Origin of the sequence: Gilliamella sp. wkB72 (assembly GCF_001693745.1) — a bacterium.
Classification (GTDB): Bacteria; Pseudomonadota; Gammaproteobacteria; order Enterobacterales; family Orbaceae; genus Gilliamella; species Gilliamella apicola_E.
The window spans coordinates 21,593-41,764 of the sequence record NZ_LZEI01000007.1; the positions used below are offsets into that span (position 1 = coordinate 21,593).

The 20,172-nt window shown below is 33.9% G+C and carries 19 protein-coding genes and 2 tRNA genes; 7 read left to right on the plus strand and 14 right to left on the minus strand.

Features of this window, described 5'->3' with window-relative positions:
- Nucleotides 1-8 precede the first annotated feature (8 nt).
- The gene (locus A9G07_RS04360; protein WP_065734208.1) at nt 9-1,487 is read right to left on the minus strand and encodes a leucyl aminopeptidase; all 1,479 of its coding nucleotides are present in this window, start codon (nt 1,485-1,487) and stop codon (nt 9-11) included.
- Nucleotides 1,488-1,625: 138 nt separating this feature from the next.
- On the opposite strand from A9G07_RS04360, the gene lptF reads away from it, so the two are divergent.
- Together lptF and lptG are read left to right on the plus strand one after the other, a co-directional pair.
- Nucleotides 1,626-2,729 carry an LPS export ABC transporter permease LptF gene (gene lptF, locus A9G07_RS04365; RefSeq protein ID WP_065734190.1) on the plus strand — a complete coding sequence of 368 codons (1,104 nt, stop codon included), beginning with the start codon at nt 1,626-1,628 and terminating at the stop codon, nt 2,727-2,729.
- A gap of 10 nt (nt 2,730-2,739) precedes the next feature.
- Nucleotides 2,740-3,804 carry an LPS export ABC transporter permease LptG gene (gene lptG / locus A9G07_RS04370; RefSeq protein WP_065734191.1) on the plus strand — a complete coding sequence of 355 codons (1,065 nt, stop codon included), beginning with the start codon at nt 2,740-2,742 and terminating at the stop codon, nt 3,802-3,804.
- Nucleotides 3,805-3,995: 191 nt separating this feature from the next.
- Here lptG and msrB read toward each other — a convergent pair whose 3' ends face one another.
- The 3 genes from msrB to msrA are packed head-to-tail and all read right to left on the minus strand — an operon-like array spanning nt 3,996 to nt 5,562.
- Nucleotides 3,996-4,433 (minus strand): peptide-methionine (R)-S-oxide reductase MsrB, encoded by a 438-nt coding sequence (gene msrB, locus A9G07_RS04375; protein ID WP_065734192.1) that lies wholly within the window; start codon nt 4,431-4,433, stop codon nt 3,996-3,998.
- 53 nt (nt 4,434-4,486) lie between these two features.
- Nucleotides 4,487-5,011 carry a cytochrome b gene (locus A9G07_RS04380; RefSeq protein WP_065734193.1) on the minus strand — a complete coding sequence of 175 codons (525 nt, stop codon included), beginning with the start codon at nt 5,009-5,011 and terminating at the stop codon, nt 4,487-4,489.
- A gap of 2 nt (nt 5,012-5,013) precedes the next feature.
- Nucleotides 5,014-5,562 (minus strand): peptide-methionine (S)-S-oxide reductase MsrA, encoded by a 549-nt coding sequence (gene msrA / locus A9G07_RS04385; protein WP_065734194.1) that lies wholly within the window; start codon nt 5,560-5,562, stop codon nt 5,014-5,016.
- 152 nt (nt 5,563-5,714) lie between these two features.
- Between msrA and A9G07_RS04390 the strand changes: the two genes are divergently transcribed.
- Nucleotides 5,715-5,987, plus strand: a complete 273-nt coding sequence (locus tag A9G07_RS04390; protein WP_065562498.1) for a DksA/TraR family C4-type zinc finger protein — start codon at nt 5,715-5,717, stop codon at nt 5,985-5,987.
- 62 nt (nt 5,988-6,049) lie between these two features.
- On the opposite strand, the gene A9G07_RS04395 is transcribed toward A9G07_RS04390, so the two are convergent.
- Entirely contained in the window at nt 6,050-6,706 is a 657-nt protein-coding gene (locus A9G07_RS04395; protein WP_065562497.1) for a DUF421 domain-containing protein, read from the minus strand.
- 194 nt (nt 6,707-6,900) lie between these two features.
- Between A9G07_RS04395 and A9G07_RS04400 the strand changes: the two genes are divergently transcribed.
- Nucleotides 6,901-7,416, plus strand: coding sequence for an endonuclease V (locus A9G07_RS04400; RefSeq protein ID WP_065734195.1), 516 nt, complete (start codon nt 6,901-6,903; stop codon nt 7,414-7,416).
- Nucleotides 7,417-7,610: 194 nt separating this feature from the next.
- On the opposite strand, the gene aroD is transcribed toward A9G07_RS04400, so the two are convergent.
- The 6 genes from aroD to erpA all read right to left on the minus strand — a co-directional run bounded on the left by aroD (nt 7,611) and on the right by erpA (nt 12,062).
- On the minus strand, nt 7,611-8,375 hold the full coding sequence (aroD, locus tag A9G07_RS04405) for a type I 3-dehydroquinate dehydratase (RefSeq protein ID WP_065734196.1): 765 nt from the start codon (nt 8,373-8,375) through the stop codon (nt 7,611-7,613).
- A gap of 94 nt (nt 8,376-8,469) precedes the next feature.
- On the minus strand, nt 8,470-9,342 hold the full coding sequence (locus A9G07_RS04410) for a shikimate dehydrogenase (protein ID WP_065734197.1): 873 nt from the start codon (nt 9,340-9,342) through the stop codon (nt 8,470-8,472).
- 500 nt (nt 9,343-9,842) lie between these two features.
- Nucleotides 9,843-11,039: an MFS transporter gene (locus A9G07_RS04415; RefSeq protein WP_065734198.1), complete on the minus strand. Its 1,197-nt coding sequence runs from the start codon at nt 11,037-11,039 to the stop codon at nt 9,843-9,845.
- 304 nt (nt 11,040-11,343) lie between these two features.
- Nucleotides 11,344-11,419, minus strand: a tRNA-Gly gene (locus A9G07_RS04420).
- A gap of 22 nt (nt 11,420-11,441) precedes the next feature.
- Nucleotides 11,442-11,529 (minus strand) — tRNA-Leu (locus tag A9G07_RS04425).
- A gap of 194 nt (nt 11,530-11,723) precedes the next feature.
- Nucleotides 11,724-12,062: an iron-sulfur cluster insertion protein ErpA gene (gene erpA, locus A9G07_RS04430; protein WP_065734199.1), complete on the minus strand. Its 339-nt coding sequence runs from the start codon at nt 12,060-12,062 to the stop codon at nt 11,724-11,726.
- 158 nt (nt 12,063-12,220) lie between these two features.
- On the opposite strand from erpA, the gene hemL reads away from it, so the two are divergent.
- Both hemL and bcp read left to right on the plus strand, forming a co-directional pair.
- Nucleotides 12,221-13,513, plus strand: a complete 1,293-nt coding sequence (hemL, locus tag A9G07_RS04435; protein WP_065734200.1) for a glutamate-1-semialdehyde 2,1-aminomutase — start codon at nt 12,221-12,223, stop codon at nt 13,511-13,513.
- A gap of 69 nt (nt 13,514-13,582) precedes the next feature.
- Nucleotides 13,583-14,056, plus strand: a complete 474-nt coding sequence (bcp, locus tag A9G07_RS04440; RefSeq protein WP_065562491.1) for a thioredoxin-dependent thiol peroxidase — start codon at nt 13,583-13,585, stop codon at nt 14,054-14,056.
- A gap of 30 nt (nt 14,057-14,086) precedes the next feature.
- On the opposite strand, the gene A9G07_RS04445 is transcribed toward bcp, so the two are convergent.
- Nucleotides 14,087-15,172 carry an AI-2E family transporter gene (locus A9G07_RS04445; protein WP_065562490.1) on the minus strand — a complete coding sequence of 362 codons (1,086 nt, stop codon included), beginning with the start codon at nt 15,170-15,172 and terminating at the stop codon, nt 14,087-14,089.
- A 33-nt stretch (nt 15,173-15,205) separates the two neighbouring features.
- Nucleotides 15,206-16,723, minus strand: a complete 1,518-nt coding sequence (locus A9G07_RS04450) for a helicase HerA-like C-terminal domain-containing protein (RefSeq protein ID WP_065734201.1) — start codon at nt 16,721-16,723, stop codon at nt 15,206-15,208.
- A 102-nt stretch (nt 16,724-16,825) separates the two neighbouring features.
- Here A9G07_RS04450 and A9G07_RS04455 point away from each other — a divergent pair, with 102 nt between their 5' ends.
- Nucleotides 16,826-17,041: a YdcH family protein gene (locus tag A9G07_RS04455; RefSeq protein ID WP_065562488.1), complete on the plus strand. Its 216-nt coding sequence runs from the start codon at nt 16,826-16,828 to the stop codon at nt 17,039-17,041.
- A 372-nt stretch (nt 17,042-17,413) separates the two neighbouring features.
- On the opposite strand, the gene mgtA is transcribed toward A9G07_RS04455, so the two are convergent.
- Complete coding sequence (mgtA, locus tag A9G07_RS04460; RefSeq protein WP_065734202.1) at nt 17,414-20,122, minus strand: magnesium-translocating P-type ATPase; 2,709 nt, start codon at nt 20,120-20,122, stop codon at nt 17,414-17,416.
- Between the last annotated feature and the right edge of the window lie 50 nt (nt 20,123-20,172).

Genomic DNA, 20,172 nt, shown 5'->3' on the forward strand with positions numbered 1-20,172 from the left:
GTGTTTACTCATTTTTGGTTAAGTAAGTATTGAATTAACATCGCGACTGGTCTGCCTGTAGCACCTTTGTTTGCACCCGATTTCCAAGCTGTTCCTGCAATATCAAGATGTGCCCATTGGTATTTTTCAGTAAAGCGAGATAGGAAACAAGCGGCTGTAATCGTTCCTCCATCTCGACCACCAGCATTGACAATGTCAGCGCAGGTTGATTTGATTTGTTCTTGGAAATCACTATCAATCGGTAATGACCACGCTTTGTCTCCTGCTTGATTTGAGGAATTTACCAATTGTTCAGTAAGCTCTGCGTTATTACCCATCACGCCAGTGTAATGATGACCGAGTGCAATGATACAAGCACCAGTAAGTGTAGCAATGTCAATCACAGTCTTGGGTTGGAAACGTTCAACATAAGTTAAAGCATCGCATAATACTAAACGACCTTCTGCATCGGTATTGATGATTTCAACGGTGGTGCCCGACATGGTGGTTAAGATATCACCAGGACGGTATGAATTACCATCTGGCATGTTTTCACAACCAGCCATCACGCCAACTACGTTGATAGGTAGTTTTAATTCAGCCACAGCTTGCATTACACCAAACACAGTGGCAGCACCACACATATCATATTTCATTTCATCCATACCGGCTGAGGGTTTGATGGATATGCCACCTGAATCGAAGGTTAATCCTTTACCAACTAATACATATGGTTTGGCTTTTTTGTCTTTGGCACCATGATATTCTATGACCGTCATAATTGATTCGTTGGCTGAGCCTCGTCCAACCGCTAAATAAGCGTTCATGTTGAGTTTAGCAAGCTCTTTTTCACCTAAGCATGTCACTTTCAAGCTTGAATGCTGTTTACCTAAACTTTTGCCCTGCTCTGCTAAGTATTTAGCATTGCCGATGTTAGATGGCATGTTGGCAATGTTTTTGGTACTGACAATAGCATTTGCAATAATTTGTCCTTGCGATAATTGACTTTCTACATGCTTGATTGTTTTTTTATCGCTATAAAGTAGCGTTACTTTTTGTAAGCTTGGTTTTTCTGATTTTGTTGATTTGAATTGGTCAAAACTATAGGTTAATTCGCTAGTAATTTGTGGTAGTTGTTTAGCAATTTCACCACTTATTGCAGGATTTAGAGTCAGAATGTCCCAACTTATATTTTTAACTTGTTTTGTTATTAACTCTTTTGTAGCTGCTTGTATCATTTTTTTTGCAGCGTTAATATCAAAATTTTTTGCTTGGCCACACCCTACAACTAATATTTTCGGAGAATTCGGGCAAGCGTATAAAAAGGTGGTTTTACCTAATTCGCAGTTAATGTCACCTGACTTGATCAGCTGACTAATCATACCCTTGGTTAATTCATCTATATCCTTGATTAAACTAGTTTGTTTCTTGCCTAATTGGACAGTTACCACTAAACATTCTTCTTTTTGTAATGTGATTAATGAGCTGTTTTTGATTGAGTATTTCATAGCGTTCTCTTGTAAGATTTTTATGGTGAATAGTAACATTTTATCGGTTCATTAAACGATAGCAACAAAAAGATAACGAAACAACGCAAATCAGATTATAATAGTGCGATTTGATAAAACGGATAGATAGGTAAAAAAGTGATAATTCGCCGATATTTAATTAAAGAGACAATGAAAACACAAGGTGCAATACTGTTTATTTTATTGCTAATTTTCTTTTCTCAAAAATTAATCAGAATTTTATCCAGCGCTATTGATGGCAGTATTCCACGTGATTTGATTATGCCACTTTTAGTGTTAGGTGTGTCGAATATGGCTGATCTTATTTTGCCACTAAGTCTGTTTTTAGGTGTGCTTGTTACCTTTGGTCGGCTTTATTCGGACAGCGAGATGGTCGCAATGCATGCATGTGGGATTAAGAGAAGACTTAACTATCAGGTTGTGCTATTTCTGTGTGTGATCACCTGTATATTCACAGCACTCAATAGCCTTTGGTTTGGGCCTTGGTCTAGCGTGAGACAAGATCAGCTAGTCGAAAATGCCAAGATTAATCCAAGTTTAGCCGGTTTATTAGCTGGCCAATTTCAACAAACACCTGATGGCAACTCGGTAATTTATATTGGTAATGTTGATCATAATAAGCTAGATAACGTATTTATAGCCCAAATCAATCCGAAAAATGCTCAACGCCCTTCTATTATTATTGCTAATAAAGGAAAAACTGAAGAAGATAAAGATGGTAATCAAATCATCACACTTGAAAATGCAAATCGTTATGAAGGCACGGCACAATTAAAAGATTTTAGAATTTCGAATTTTCATAACTATTTAGGTATTATTAAACCTAAGGAGCTAGAAAGCAATGTTGATGATGATAAAGTGGATGTTCAGCAATTAGGATTGCTTGAGCTTCATGAAAATCCAACACCGAAGGCTAATGCTGAATTTTATTGGCGATTGACGTTGATAATTTCGGTTCCTTTGATGGCTTTTTTAGTGATTCCATTGAGTGTGTCAAATCCAAGACAAGGAAGGCTTGCACAAATTTTACCAGCGTTACTGCTTTATTTAGTCTATTTTTTACTTTCTAGTTCGGTTAAAGCTAATGCTGGTAAAGGTCGCTTAGATCCCGCTTTGTGGTTTTATCTGATTAATCTAGGGTATTTTGTTCTGGCTTTGATTTTAAATTGTTGGGATAACTTATTTATGCGTAAACTTCGTTTAAAATTTATTGCGTCTTAAGGGGAGAACGATGTTTTCGATTTTAGATCGCTATATTGGTAAAACTATTTTAAATACCATTGGCATTTGCTTATTTTTATTAATTAGTTTGTCAGGAATTATTCGTTTTATTGACCAACTTAGAAAAATCAAAGTTGATTATGATGCCTTGTCAGTTGGTTTTTATTCTTTGCTAATGGTACCTAAAGATATAGAAATATTTTTCCCTATGGCAGCACTTTTAGGCGGCTTAATTGGTTTAGGGATTTTAGCTTCAAGAAGCGAGCTTATTGTGATGGAAACTTCAGGCTTTAGCCGTTTTAAAATTGCATTAGCTGTGATGAAAACTGCTCTCCCTTTAGTGCTTATAACAATGGCAATTGGTGAATGGGTTGCTCCTATCAGTGAACAAACCGCTCGTAATATGCGCTCAGAAAAGCTTTATGGTAATTCTTTATTAGCTCAACAAGGCAGTTTATGGGCGAAAGATGGTAATGATTATATCTATATCGACCATGTTAATAATGATAGTTCTATCTCAAATATTGATATTTATAAAGTTGATAAAAATAAATTACTATCGATTACTCATGCTGATAGCGGAGTGTTTGAAAATGGAAGTTGGACGTTATCACAAATCGAGATGAATGATTTAACCAATCCACAACAAATAACGGGTACAAACTCACTTACTATGCAGTGGAAAACTAATATCACACCTGATAAGTTGAGTATTGTAGCTTTTGACCCTGATTCATTGTCAGCATCAGGACTCTATCAATATTCGCAATATTTGAAAAATTCGGGCCAAGATACAAAATATTATGATTTGTTATTTTGGAAAAAGCTGATTAAACCCGTTTCAGTTGCAGTGATGTTGTTGTTGGCCTTATCTTTCATTTTTGGACCATTACGAAGTGTATCTATGGGTATTAGGGTGATTATAGGTATTACTTTTGGCTTTATCTTTTATATCGCCGATAATCTTTTTGCTCAAGCCAGTATTGTGATGGGCATTTACCCTATCGTTGGATCTATGCTAACTAGCTTTGTGTTTTTGTTAATCAGTTATATTTTATTTAAAAGAAAAAATTAAATTATAGCTTTGATCTCCTACGATATTGGCATATAAACTTGATAAGTTATATGCCAATTTCATCCGCAATATTCTTCAAAATTTCCTTTACGTATACCAATTAAGTTAAACAATGATTTTGTAGGCTTCAGGCTAAGGTTGATTGGTTTAGTTCGCACCCTTTATTTAAATAAAGGATGCGTAAGATTAATTTATTTAAACAATTTTAAGTAGTCACCATAGCCTTGAGCTTCTAATTCTTCTTTTGGTATGAACTTTAGCGCTGCAGAGTTGATACAGTAGCGCAATCCTCCTAAAGCTGCGGGCCCATCATTAAATACATGACCAAGATGTGAATCAGCTTCTAATGAGCGGACTTCTATCCTACGCATTCCATGGCTGTTATCTTCCTTTTCAACAATTTGTTGCTGTTTAATCGGTTTAGAGAAACTTGGCCAACCACAGCCTGAATCAAACTTATCTAGTGAGGTAAACAGTGGTTCACCAGAGACGATATCAACGTAGATCCCATCGCGGTGGTTAGCGTTATATTGATTATCAAATGGAGGTTCTGTACCATTTTGCTGCGTAACATGATATTGCATTGGTGTTAGTGCTGATATAGCTTTATCTTTCATTGATTTGTTCATGTTGTATCTGCCTCACGTTATAAATGTGATATAAATAAACGTTTAAATTTGTGTTAATCATTGCTACTTAACATTGATTGCAATACTTTATCTTTAACCCAAAAATAGTGGTACAACGCACCTAATACATGAAATATAACTAAAATAGCTAGTACATAAGAACTAATCAAATGTAATGAATGAAACATTTGGTGATATGGCATATCAATAGCAGGGATCGATATTAAACCAAATATATTAAGGTCCCTTCCACTCATTAAATACCCCGATAATGGCGTAATTAGCAGTAAAAGGTAGATCACACCTTGAGTGGATTTTGACAAAATTCGTTGCAGTTTTTTGTCTTTCGGTAAGACATCAGGCACACCTTGACTGCGGATCACCATAATTCGCCATATTGTTAATAGCAAAACAAGCACTCCAAAGGATTTATGTAATAAATAGACTATTGCCATTCCACCCAATATATGTGACATTGTCACTTTAATTAAAAGGAGCATGGTTATCATTATGACAAGTAAAGCCGATGTCCAATGAATCCATTTTTGTTTACTGCTATATTGCGGGTACTTTTGCATATTTACTCACTTTTGGTTGTTGACTTATCTTGCCAGTTATCTGCAATAAAATTAGCTCGTCCAGATAATTGATAATAACGGTTATAATGTTCTGGCTGTTTTTTATAGTAATCTTGATGATACGCTTCGGCGGGATAAAATATTGCTGCCGGTTCTATAGCAACATCAATCGGATGATTAAATCGTTTGCTTTCTTCAAGCGCTTGTTTAGATGCGATCGCTTGCTGTTGTTGTAATTTGTTATGATAAAATATTACTGGACGATAAGAATCGCCACGATCGGCAAATTGTCCTTGCGAATCTGTCGGGTCAATTTGTTGCCAAAAAATATCCAGTAATTTTTTATAGCTGATCATCGTTGGATCAAAGGTAATTTGCACCGCTTCTGTATGGCCTGTGTTGCCTTGGCAAACTTGTTGATAAGTTGGATTTTCCGTATGACCACCAGTGTAACCTGAGATCACATTAATAACGCCTTCATATTTGTCGAAAGGTTTTACCATACACCAGAAACATCCACCTGCAAATGTTGCTTGTTCATATTGTTGCATAAAAACCTCCAATTAACTTACATTAACAGAAACGATCTTTATAAAAAATACAACACTTACTTTGCTTTTTAAATGATGTGTTCATATTACTTGAAACTGGTCAAATAAGCACCATATTATTCATCTAATATAAATTTTTAGGAGGTGTAATTATGGCTAGTGGCTGGGCATCTGACGATGCCGTTAACCAACAGATCGAAAGTACAATCACAGATGCTATCGAAATCGCCAGACGCCAACTAAAACACGATAAACCTAGTGCCGAGTTTTGTGTTGAATGTGGCGATACTATTGCAAAAGCCAGACAAATTGCCTTACCAGGTGTGCAATACTGTTTAGCTTGCCAACAAGAAATAGATAAGCAATTGGCAAAATCTGCAATATTATATAATCGACGTGGTAGTAAAGATAGCCAACTAAGATAACAAGCTCTTAATAAGGGGAATTGAGTAAAACTCCTTCCCCTTTTATATTTTGCTTTCCTCAATTATTCTTTATTTTTTGAATTACGAACTTCATCATAAGGGTAAACTAATAATTTACCATCAAACCATTCTGCACAAAAAACTTCATCAATATCTTTATAACCTTGTTTTTTGATTTCATTCTTAAGCCATGTTTCACTTTTGTGGAGTTGTTCAAGGTTGTCTTGACTAATAGCGCCATTTTCAATCACCAGTACTGCGATATCTTTATCTCCTTTCTTGATAATGGTTAAAGATCCATTTAATTCGTACCACACTTGTTTTAATTCACTAAATGCGCAAATTCCTTGAATATTGATTAGCGTTTCAAAATCTCTAACAGGTAAATTCGCTTTTTTGAAATTTTCAGAGATTAGATTGCCATTTTTGATTAATTGTATAGGTTCACCATCAATAGCATCTCGGAGTTTTGAATTTTTAGATTTGATAAATCGCACTAAGATAAGAAGACCTGCCCAAATCGCCACAGCTCCAGCGGCTTCCCACGCAGAAACATTAGCATTAAGTAATGTTCCACCTACCAATGCACCAATAACCATGCTACCAACCTGATCCAGCTGTGACATCGGTGCGATTTGGCTTTTTCCTGATAATTTGACATAAATAAGTAAAATGATAAGTGCAATTAAAAATTTTGGTGCCATTTCAAGTAAATACATTCCTGCCTCCAAGTGTAGATCCAATCTAAACGACCATTGCTTTGCTATCTGGTCTAATCGGATAAATAAAAGATGTATTACGAATTAACTAAATTTTTATTTATTTGAAATCAATGACTACTTGTTTTTTAATAGAGATTAGAAAGTTTAATACGAGAGCATTGTTATTCTACTCCAAAAAGGATTTTAAAAAAATGATACTTGCAATAGATGTTTACTATTTAAATGATAAGGCAAAAACTGTTGGCATTTTATTTGAGCAATTTACTGATGGTATCAATGAGATAAAATCTGTTATCAATGATTATCAATCGAATGTTATGCCTTATCAATCAGGCCTATTTTATAAACGTGAATTACCTTGTATATTAGCATTATTGTCTCAGGTTGATCTCAATTCGATTGATGTGATTATAGTCGATGGTTATGTTCATTTGAATGGTGGTAATCTTGGTTTAGGTGGTCATCTTTATGAAGCACTGGATAAAAAGATACCTATTATCGGCGTTGCAAAAAAATCTTTTACCGATAATAAACAATATGCCATTGAAGTAATGCGTGGTAAAAGTAATAATCCAATCTATATAACATCATTAGGAATGTTACTTAAAGAGGCAGCAGATCATATTCAATCAATGGCCGGCAAATATCGCATACCAGATTTACTGACCTATTTGGATCAACAAACTAAGTTGTTTAAATTCGAATAATACAATAAAAATGGTTAAACAGGTTTATGTTATTAATTCACCAAAATACTATTGATATAGATTTTGATATAGATTTTAATATAGTCTTCATATTAGTCATTTAATATTAATAATTTGCACCAAGGAGTTTATATATTGACTATCTTTCGTTTATCTTTTTTTAACTTAAGTTATTTATTAAAACGCTAGAATTTTTAAGCCAAACTTTTATGTAATATATTTAAGATGTTTCTTAGATCTTTTACATCTAGCTGCCCTGGTGCAGATGCATTTTTTGCTGCACCAAAAGTGAGGTCTGACCCAAAAGTTTCACCTGCAATTCGGCTAATCGCACCTGTTCCAGCCATTGCCATAGTAATTAGTGGTTTACGAGCATATTTGTCTTTCATTTCAGCTGTTGCAGCAAGTAAGTTAATTACATCTTCACGCGAACGTGGCATTACGGCAATTTTAGGAATATCTACACCAAGATCCTGCATTTTGCATAATCTTGCTACAATTTCATCTTTTGGCGGAGTCTTATCAAAGTCATGATTGGAGGCTATCACTAAAACGTTATGCTGATGAGCTAACTGGACAATTTCTTCAACATATTTGTCACCAGTAAAAACTTCGATATCGACAAGATCTATTAAACCACTTTTTATCATCTGTTTATTAAGGTTGATATAAAATTCAATCGTAGCAGGATAAACTCCGCCTTCATTAGCGGTGCGGAATGTAAATAAAATGGGTTTGTAGCCAATGATTGTTTGTAATTTATTTGCTGTTTGTTTTACTTTTTCAACATCATCAACTTTTTGAAAATGGTCTACTCTCCATTCAACCATATCAAAGTCAATTTTTGTCAAAAATTCAGCTTCATTAACTAATTCTTGCTCTGTTTTTCCTACAATTGGAACAATAATTTTAGGCGCTCCAACACCAATATCTAAACCTTTAACTGTAATTTTTGACATCTATCCACCAATTTATCTTTTCTACTCTCTTAATTTAATTGACTGAGAGAATAGTCTGTAGTTATAAATAATTTTAATAAGTTAACTAAAATTTTTAGTCATTAAAGCCCATTTTTTCTTTAACATAATCAATTGGAGCTTCTTTTCCTGTCCAAATTTTAATTTGTGCATGACCTTGCCATAACATCATACCTATACCGTTTAACGTTTTACAACCTTGCGATTCGGCTAGTTCTAATAATTTTGTTTTACGTGGACTGTAAATACAATCGGTTACGACGAGATCTTTTCTTAGCATAGTTGGATCGGTAATTAAGCTTTTTCCTTCTGACGGCTTCATACCAATACCAGTAGCATTGCATAATACTGCACTTTCAGCAATTTCCTGACGTAATTTTGAGTGATCAGCTAAATCATAAACTACTGCTTCACAGTCAGTTTTTGCATTTATTCGGTTAACTATTTCTACAATTTTGTCAAAGCATTCATCTTTTTGATTAAAAATTGAAATCTTTTTAACGCCATCTAATGCGGCTTGTACGGCAATAGCACTTGCAGCACCGCCTCCACCAAGTAAAGTCAACTTTTTACCTATAACATCAACACCCGCCTCTTTTAATGAGCGCATATATCCTATTCCATCAGTATTATATCCGGTTAATACTCCATCATCATTTGAAATGGTATTACAGGCTCCAATAAGCTCTACTGCTGGTGTTAATTTATCTAAATATTGGCACACGAGTTGTTTATTCGGCATTGAAACAGCACTACCGCGTAAACCTAATGCACGTAAGCCTTTTATAGCATCAGGTAATTTTTCTTGCGTCACTTCAAAAGCTAAATAGACATAGGGAATATCTAATTTAGAGTAAATTATATTTTGCATTTTTGGTGATAAGCTGTGCCGAATTGGATATGCCATTAATCCAATTAATAAAAAGTGTCCATCAATATTAGCTCTCATGCTTCTCTCCAATTATTAATGATTAAAATTCAGCGAGTTTTTTAAGTAATCTTTTCGTATCTTATAGATACATTTTTGCTCATTCAATTGGAGAATGACTCAATAAAAATTCATCATCACTACGCTAAATTGAAATTGGCATTTCATGTAAAGATTTTAGTAATGTTATTACCTCAATACCACCTCGCTCGGTGATAATTGATAATTCTTGCTTAATAAAGTAACTCCTAACTGTTATTAAGCTTTTCTCAAATTATATAATCGCATTTGATAATTCTTAGATGTTTTTTCAAACCTAGGATTAATACTAAAAACACCAACATTAAGCCATAAAAAACACGAAAATCAACGATAAATACTTTCCAGTATTATTTTGATATTTAAGATAACTTTCTAAAAATTCTAGGCTTACTAATTTACCATTTTTTTTACTTTAAATTACTTATCATCGTAAAGCACCTTATCGTGATAAGGTGCTTTTTTAGTATTGCTGAAAGTCATTAAATTTTATTCATATCAATAACTTTTTTGAAACGTGAATAAACAATTAATCCTAATATTACACTTGATAATGCAACAACTAGATCGACTAAGATAGCATAGCTAACATTGATTAATGCTAACTTAGGGACTATTAGTGGAATGACAATAAATGATAAACCACTGAAAGTATACATTGTTCCAACTGCAAACCCTTTACGATCAGGAAATAGCTGCTGCATAACAACTAAAGTGAGTTGTAATATACCTCCTGCTGCTGTTAATCCCATTCCTATTGCCACAATTAAACTCATTGTAGGATTAAGATTAAATAAAAACATTAATAAAGTTAATGCAGAAAGTAACGGCAATATAATAATGCAATAAATTGGTTTTATGAATTTTTTAACAATATAGGCTGTTGTAAACACAGAAATTATTGATGCAGTACTATAATAACTGATCAATTGTTTAGAAGCGATTGGTTCCATTCCTATACCTTTCTCTGCAATCGCAGGTAGCCATTGTAAAATGATGACAAAGGTTGCAGTGGTGGTGAAGCCCATAATTATTAATAAAATACCTTCAAAGAAAATATTCGGTTTACCAATGAAATAGTCACTATGGCCTTCATTGCCACAAATAACTGTATTTTTGGAAGGAAATGTTCTTGGCGCTAAAAGTAAAAAATTAATAATGATAAAAGTAACAAAACCGATGAAAGCATAGCCATACCATAAATCATAAGCATGAAAGAATGTAACAATGAATGGTAAGACTAACGTTCCTATTGAAATAAATGCTTTAATTAAAACACTTGCAGTACCTGCCGAACGAGGAAAGCATTCGGTTAAAGCAGGCATGGAGCCGGTATCTAAAAATGAGTTTCCAGCACCAATAAACATAGCCAAACAAAATGCAACATGTATATTGTGACAAAAGAGAGTCCCAACGAAAAAGATAATATAACAAGACATGCCCATAAGGATAAATGGTTTGCGTCCAAATTTATCAGATAGTATTCCTCCAATAAACATTAATAATATTTTTCCATATCCTATTCCTGATGCAACGTAACCAATACCTATAACATCATCAGTTTTTAATTGTGCAGAAATTTCGACAGAAAATTGCATAATTACTATTAAAGCAATACTTTGAATAATGTAATTAGCATAGATAGAGCCAGCTATCGAATATGAGCTGTGATTACTCATTAGTTAATACTCCATTACAAATTTAAAAATCTTATAAAACTAACTGGCTCAATATTAGCGGTAAAAGTATCTGAATAAAAGGAAAAATAATCTTTGAAATAGTTTTATTAATTAATTATTGTTAATTTAGATAAATTTTTTAAATAATCATCTCAGAATTGAAAAATGGAGGAGCATTTTTTAAAAGATTATAAAAAATTGAATATTTCTAGCTATGAAAAAAATCTAGATAGTTTATTTGTAATACGAATTGAGTAATGAATTTCAATGATAAATTTGATTGAGGATAATGATTGAAAAAAATTGGAGCGGGAAACGAGGTTCGAACTCGCGACCTCAACCTTGGCAAGGTTGCGCTCTACCAACTGAGCTATTCCCGCTTACAAAAAAAAGTGTTTTTAATGGTGCCCGGGGCGAGACTTGAACTCGCACGGCCAAAAAGGCCGAGGGATTTTAAATCCCTTGTGTCTACCGATTTCACCACCCGGGCTCAAAACTTATTACCGAAAGGTAACTGCGTTTTGGATGCTGTGCATTTTACCTATCTTAAAATTTACGTCAATAAAAAAATTAAAATAATTGTCTAACTGCTCAATGTTTGTCACATTTAAGGAAATTTTAATCAATTCCCTTAAAATTTGGATTTAATATAAATAAAAATTTTGGCTAATGTTTTGTTACTAATTAGACGCTGAAAGATGATCCACAACCACAGGTTGTAGTTGCGTTTGGGTTATCAACAACAAAACGAGAACCCTGCAATCCTTCAATATAGTCTATAGTTCCTCCAACAAGATATTGTAAACTCATAGGGTCAATAATAAGTGAGACACCATTTTTTTCGATCGCCAGATCATCTTCATTTACTTTTTCATCAAATGTGAAACCATACTGGAATCCACTACAACCACCACCAGTGATATAGACTCTTAATTTAAGATTTGGATTTTCTTCTTCCGTTACTAAAGTTTTTACCTTGTTTGCAGCAGCATCAGTAAAATTAATGGGTAACGCATCGCTCATTTTATTCTCCTACTTTAAGTACTGATATATTATATACTCTTGAAAAAATAAAATACAAAATGAAAACATCAATTAGTTAAATTTGTAATAGCTTGCTTGAATTTAAGTTAATTTTATGAATAAATACGACAACAATTACTATAAAGAAGACCATAATTATGCTTAAAACATTTAAATCTGAAATACTTTACCGCGAAGCAATGGCTTTTATGCCAGGTGGTGTTAATTCACCTGTACGTGCTTTTAATGGAGTTGGTGGTACGCCATTATTTATAGAGAAAGCTAATGGTGCTTATATTTATGATGTTGATGAAAAAGCTTATATTGATTATGTCGGATCTTGGGGACCTATGATTTTAGGTCATAATGACCCTGATGTTGCCAATGCAGTTATTAACGCTGTTCGTAATGGTTTGAGTTATGGTGCGCCAACCGAAATCGAAACAAAAATGGCTAACCTAGTTACACAATTGATTCCATCAATAGAAATGTTACGTATGGTGAATTCAGGCACTGAGGCAACTATGAGTGCAATTCGCCTTGCACGAGGCTATACAGGACGTGACAAAATAATCAAATTTGAAGGTTGTTACCATGGACATGCTGACTATTTGCTTGTTAAAGCCGGTTCTGGCGCGCTCACTTTTGGACACCCTACTTCACCGGGTGTGCCTGAGGATTTTGTTAAACATACATTAGTTTGTGATTATAACGATTTAGAATCAGTAAAAAAACAATTTGAGCAATATCCTAATGAAATTGCTACAATTATTATTGAACCTGTGGCAGGCAATATGAATTGTGTCCCAGCTAAAAAATCGTTCTTACAAGGATTAAGAAGCTTGTGTGATACTTACGGGGCTTTATTAATTATTGATGAGGTAATGACTGGGTTTAGAGTTGCACTTGGCGGAGCTCAAGAATATTATGATTTAGTTCCTGATTTGACTTGCTTAGGTAAGATTATAGGTGGCGGTATGCCTGTAGGTGCTTTTGGCGGGCGTGCTGAAATTATGCAACAATTAGCACCAACTGGACCAATTTATCAAGCAGGAACACTTTCAGGGAATCCTGTTGCTATGGCAGCGGGTTATGCCACGTTGACAAAGTTAATGGATGTTGGTATTTATTCAGAGTTAGAAGAAAAAACTGCCTCACTAGTTAATGGCCTATATGCAGAAGCAAAACGATATAATATTCCGTTTGTGGTTAATCATGCAGGAGGAATGTTTGGATTTTTCTTTACAAATGCTCTAGAAGTGAGCAGTTATAAGGATGTAATGAATTGTGATGTTGAATTATTCAAAAAATTCTATCATCATATGCTCGCCGAAGGGGTTTACTTTGCGCCTTCAGCTTTCGAAGCAGGTTTCATGTCACTTATGCACACAGATAAAGAAATCGATCATACGATTGATGCAGCAAGTCGTTTTTTTAAAAACATAAGTTAATTTGATAAAATATAGTAAATTATACCCATAGCGATTAAAATTTTAACTATTAACATAGGTAATAAATTTATGGTTAATCCTTTAAAAGAAGGTGAAAAAGCACCTCAATTTTCTCTGCCTGATCAGGATGGTGAGCTAATTAGTTCAAAAGATTTCAAAGGTCAGCGTATTTTGCTCTATTTCTATCCGAAAGCGATGACTCCTGGTTGTACAGTACAAGCTTGCAATTTACGAGACAGTGCTGACGATTTTAAGAAATATAATGTAGTTGTTATTGGTATTAGTACGGATAAACCTGAAAAGCTATCGCGTTTTGTTGATAAAGAATTGTTGAATTTTACGCTACTTTCAGATGAGGATCATAAAACCTCTGAAGCGTTTGGTGTTTGGGGCGAAAAAGAGTTTATGGGAAAAACTTATGACGGTATCCATCGTATAAGCTTTTTGATTGGTAAAGATGGTAAGATCGAGAAAGTCTTTGATGACTTCAAAACGACCAACCATCACACTGTGGTTTTAGATTATCTTAAGAACCATAGTTAACACTTCTAATTAAAGCAGATTATATTTTCATTAATCTGCTTTTTTTTCACTTTTAATATTATTAATCTCTTCAAGATTTGGCCAAGCATTTATAATCGCTTTAACTAAAGTTGCTAACGGTATAGCAAAAAATACGCCCCAAAATCCCCATAACCCGCCAAAAATGATAACAGCTACAATAATCACTAAAGGATGCAAGTTAAGTTTTTCAGAGAAAAGATAAGGAACCAATAAATTGCCATCAAGAGCCTGAATAAGGATATAAAAGAACATTAAATATCCAAATTGTGCAGTTACCCCCCATTGGAAAAGTGCAATTAGGACAATAGGGATACTTGAAATAATAATACCAATGTAAGGAATAAGTACTGAAACACCAACTAACACTGCTAACAATAATCCATAATCTAAACCAAAATACCAAAATGGAATATAGACACAGGCAGTTAAAATAATGATGTGTAAAACATTACCGACTATGTAATTAGATATTTGTTGATCCATCTCTGTAGCTACTTTGTTTAATATTGTTCGATTTTTTGGTAATATTTTCGAACAATATCCCCATATCTTAGATTTATCTTTCAATAAGAAAAACATAATAATCGGAACTAATACCGCATTTATAGCAACAGAAACTAAGCTAAACAGTGAGCTGATTGAAAACTGGAGCAATGAGTTACCTGTTTGCATGACTTTATTAGTTATACCTTGGAGTATTGAGTCAAATAGACCAACATCGATAAGCTCCGGATAATGTTCAGGCAATGATGTGATGAATTTATTTACAAAATTCAACATATTTGGGATATTTGTTATTAAACTAACACCTTGTTGCCAAATCAATGGTAACAAAATCATAATTCCGGTTAAGCCGACAAACATAAATACAAATAGTACAATAACAACAGCTAATGTGTGAGGAACTCTCTTTTGTTGTAAATACTTAACCGGTCTATCTAGTAGATAAGATAAAACAATAGCAATCAATATAGGCAGTAAAATTTTATTGAAAAAATAGATGATAAAAAATAAAACAATGATAACAATCATTAACGAAACCACATGAGGATCGCTAAAGCGTTTTTTGTACCATTCAATAAACAATTTTAACATCTATAACTCCTTTTTGTAGTTTATTAATCTAACCTATTTTTTGAAACCACCCAAGATTCCTCGAGTAATTTGTCTTCCAATTTGATTTACCATCTGTCTAGTCGCACTTTTAGCAACACTTTGAATGATACCGTCATGCTGTCCACCTTTTGGGCCGGTTCTACCAAAAATAAGTGAACTTAAAAAGTCCATTATACCACCATGTTCCTCTTTATCAGATGGATTCTGATTGGAATCAGTTTCTATTGAATTTTGACTATTTTCAGTATTTATACTAAAACCCTGTTTAAGTTTTTCGTAGGCTGATTCGCGATCGATGGTTTTTGAATATTTATCATAAAAGCGAGATTTTTGAATAATCGTCAACTGTTTTTCTATATCCATAGGCCCCATTTTTGATTCTGGCGCTATTATCATTCCGCGTTGAACAATATTAGGGCGCCCCTTTTCATCTAGAAATGAAATTAAAGCCTCTCCTACCCCAAGCTCCATAATAGCTTTTTCAGTGTTAAAATTTGGGTTAGCTCGCATGGTTTGGGCTGCAACTTTGACTGCTTTTTGATCTTTAGGTGTAAATGCTCGTAATGCGTGCTGCACTCGATTACCCAATTGACCAAGGATAGTTTCTGGAATATCGGTTGGGCTTTGTGTAGCAAAATAAATCCCCACTCCTTTAGAACGAATAAGGCGAACAACTTGTTCGATTTTTTCTAATAATGCGGGAGAAATATCATTAAAAAGTAAATGTGCTTCGTCAAAGAAAAAAACAAGTTTTGGTTTATCAAGGTCACCTACTTCTGGTAAATGCTCGAATAGTTCTGATAATAACCAAAGTAAAAATACTGAATATAATTTTGGTGAATTATATAATTTACTGGCAGATAAAATATTAATAACACCACGACCATCAGCATTAGTTTGCATTAAATCATGTATATCAAACATCGGCTCACCTAGAAAGAATTCAGCACCTTGCTGTTCTAAAGTAAGCAATCCACGTTGAATAGCACCAATAGTTGATAAACTTATATTGCCATATTGGGTAGTAAATTTTTTAGCGTTATCACCAATAAATTGGATGAATGTTCTTAAATCCTTAAAGTCTAGTAATAATAATCCATTATCATCGGCAATTTTAAAAACTAATTGTAGAACGCCAGATTGAATGTCATTGAGATTTAATAATCGACCTAATAATATAGGACCTATATCGGAAACTGTACTGCGAACGGGAATACCATTTTCACCAAATACATCCCATATTTCTAAAGGAGAAGAATCAGGAAGCCAATCTTTTACACCAATACTTTCTAGCCGTGCTTTTAATTTTTCAGATAATAGGCCATTTTCCCCTAAACCGGTCAAATCACCTTTTACATCAGCAAGAAACACGGGTACACCAATCTGCGAGAATTTTTCCGCCATCTTTTGTAGGGTTACGGTTTTACCTGTACCTGTTGCACCAGTAATTAAACCATGGCGATTAGCCAACGATGCAAGGATGTATAAATCATTACCTTCACTTTTTGCAATAACGATCTTTTCATTCATAGACATCTCCCATTCAAAAATTGCTATTAAAACAATTGAGAATATTGTAAGCTGAATTATTGTTAACTGCTATTATTTTAATTAATCTTATAAGGAGGCTGTATGTTTCCAGAATACCGTGATTTAATCTCTAAACTAAAAAACTCAGATTTACATTTCCAAAAATTATTTGATGAGCACAATGAGCTCGATCAAAAAATTAAAAATATCGAGTCTGGTATTGCAATTGATACTTCGGAAACGATTGAAAGTCTAAAAAAACTGAAGCTAAAATTAAAAGATGAACTTTACGAAATTTTGAAAAAAGCTTCTAAATAACTCATCAAATATAAGCTTATAAAGCTTTATTGTGTTATAAAACCCCAAGCTGTGGGGTTTAATTTTATAGCAATTTTTTGCAAATCATTTATAGAAAGTTATTTATTAACTTTCTCTTGTTCTTTTTTCAGTTTGCGATGTTTGATTAGTGTAATTAAATTTTTGTGTGGGGTTTTCATTTTTTACTCCTCTTATTGTTATTTATAGGCTCCTTAAAAACATTTCTAAAAAGCTCGATTATTTATACAAATATTATTATCAATTATATTTATCAAATGTGTACTCATCACTACTATAACACACTAGTTCAATATTTATACTTCTTTAGTTAATGATGTAAGCAACATCGTCACTTACATCAATTTTGTTATTTTAGAACCATTGTCCAAAGCGTTTTATGTAAATCCTTTTCATTATTTGAGCAACCACACAGTAACTTAATAATGTTGCAACTAACCATGGAAAATAGGACCATGGTAATGGTTGAAGACCAATTAGGCTACCTATTGGTGAAAAAGGAATATAAATACCCACCGCCATAATTAGCATAGTCATTACTATTACTGGGAATGCCGCGGTACTTTGTATAAATGGTATTTTCTGAGTCCTTAGCATATGTACAACTAAAGTTTGTGATAACAATCCTTCGATAAACCAACCTGAGTGAAACAATGATTCAGCTGCAACACTATTAGCACCAAAAACAAACCACATCAATGCATATGTTGTTATGTCAAAAATAGAGGATGTTGGTCCAATCCAGATCATAAAACGTCCAATATTTTGTGCATCCCATTTACGAGGTTTTTGTAAAAACTCTTCATCCATCTTATCCCAAGGTAATGATAATTGTGAGATATCATATAATAAGTTTTGGATAAGCAAATGAATCGCAAGCATTGGTAAAAATGGTAGAAATGCACTAGCCACTAATACAGAGAAGATGTTACCAAAGTTAGAACTTGCGGTCATATTTAGGTATTTCATAATATTACCGAAAGTTTCGCGTCCGCAAATTACACCTTCTTCTAATACAAGTAAGCTTTTTTCAAGCAAAATGATATCAGCTGATTCTTTAGCGATATCAGTAGCGGTGTCCACTGAAATACCAACATCTGCATCTCTCAACGCTGGCGCATCATTAATACCATCACCTAAAAATCCAACAGTATGACCATTACTTTGTAACAATCTAATGATTCGAGATTTTTGTAATGGAGTCAACTTAGCAAAAATAGTGCGTTGCTCAATTTGCTCTTTTAACTCAGCGTCACTCATTTTTTCAATGTCGTTACCAAGTAAGGGTATACCCGGTTCTAAGCCAACTTCTCGGCATACTTTAATCGTGATGATTTCATTGTCACCAGTTAGAACTTTAACGCCAACACCATGTTCATTCAATGCAGAAATAGCTTCATAAGCACTCTCTTTAGGTGGATCTAAGAAAGTCAAAAACCCACGAATGGCTAATGATTTTTCATCTTGGACACTATATTGAGCTTTAGTTTGTGATGCTGAAATATCTTTTACACCTACTGCTAACACTCTAAATCCATCTTTATTATAATTGTGTGCAAGTTCAATCAATGCTTGTTTACGATTTTCGTCTAACGGTAAGTATTCGCCGTTTTCATAAACAAAATCTGAAATAGATAGCATTTCTTCAACTGCACCTTTACAGATCATTAAGTGATTTTCATCATTGCCTTGTACAACAACCGATAAACGACGGCGAACAAAATCAAACGGTAATTCGTCAATTTTTTTATAAAGACCAACACCTACTTTTTTAACACTGGTTTTTTCTTCAGCAAAACGGATGATCGCTTTATCCATCAAGTTTTTCATTCCACTTTGATAGTAACTATTGAGCCAGGCCAGTTGTAAAACAGATGGATCAATCTGCCCATTAATGTCTAAGTGATGTTCTAAAATAATTTTATCTTGTGTTAAAGTACCTGTTTTATCAGTACATAAAATGTCCATCGCGCCAAAGTTTTGAATAGCATTCAAACGTTTTACCACAACTTTTCGTTTTGCCATGCCAACAGCACCTTTAGCTAGATTTGCACTAACAATCATCGGTAACATTTCAGGCGTCAAACCAACAGCAACAGCTAATGCAAATAATGTTGCTTCCCCCCAATCGCCTTTGGTAAATCCATTTATTAGTAATACAATCGGAACCATCACTAACATAAAGCGAATTAGTAACCAACTTACGCTATTTACACCGCGATCAAATGAGGTTTCGGCTCTTGAACCCACTATTGATTTTGCTAATGAACCAAAATGTGTATCAGCACCTGTTGCAACAACAATAGCTTTAGCTGTTCCACTCACTACATTGGTGCCCATAAAACAAATATTGTTTACATCAAGTACATTGTCCTTATCAATTTTTGAAGAATCTATCTCTTCTGTCGTTTTTTGCGATACCGCGCCTAAGGTGTCATATTTTTCAACTGGAATTGATTCACCGGTTAACACCGCTTGACTCACAAATAAATCTCGCGATTCGATTAAACGAATATCGGCAGGAATCATGTCCCCAGCTGATAAAAACACAATATCTCCAGGAACGATATCGCTTAAAGGAACTTCAATATGCTCAGTTGGCATATTTTTATTACGACGGCGTAGAACTGTGGCTGTAGTTCGGATCATTGACTTTAATGCTTCAGCAGCTTTATTTGAACGAAACTCCTGCCAAAAACGCAATAATCCACTAAGTGTTACCATGGTTAAAATGATAATAATTCCAGTTAGATCTGTCTCTTCACCGTTTTGTAATGGCAACCAGTAATCAGTAAAAAAACTTACCAGTGCTAATATTAATAGTACAAATATAAATGGGTTCTTAAAAGCTAAAAGTAACTGAACAAAAGCTGATGGCACTTTTTCTCGAGCCACTTCATTTTTACCATACTGTTCCAATCGAGATTTTACATTTTCTTGAGTTAACCCCGAAAGACTTGATTGAAATTTAGACAAAATGCTATCTAAGCTATTCTGAGCTTCTTCAAGTGCTTTTATGTTTAAAGTATTATCTGTCTTTACTTGAGATGTTTTTTTAATCATAGTTTGTACCTATCTATTTTTCAGGCAAAAGGAACCCGCTCTTAGTTAAC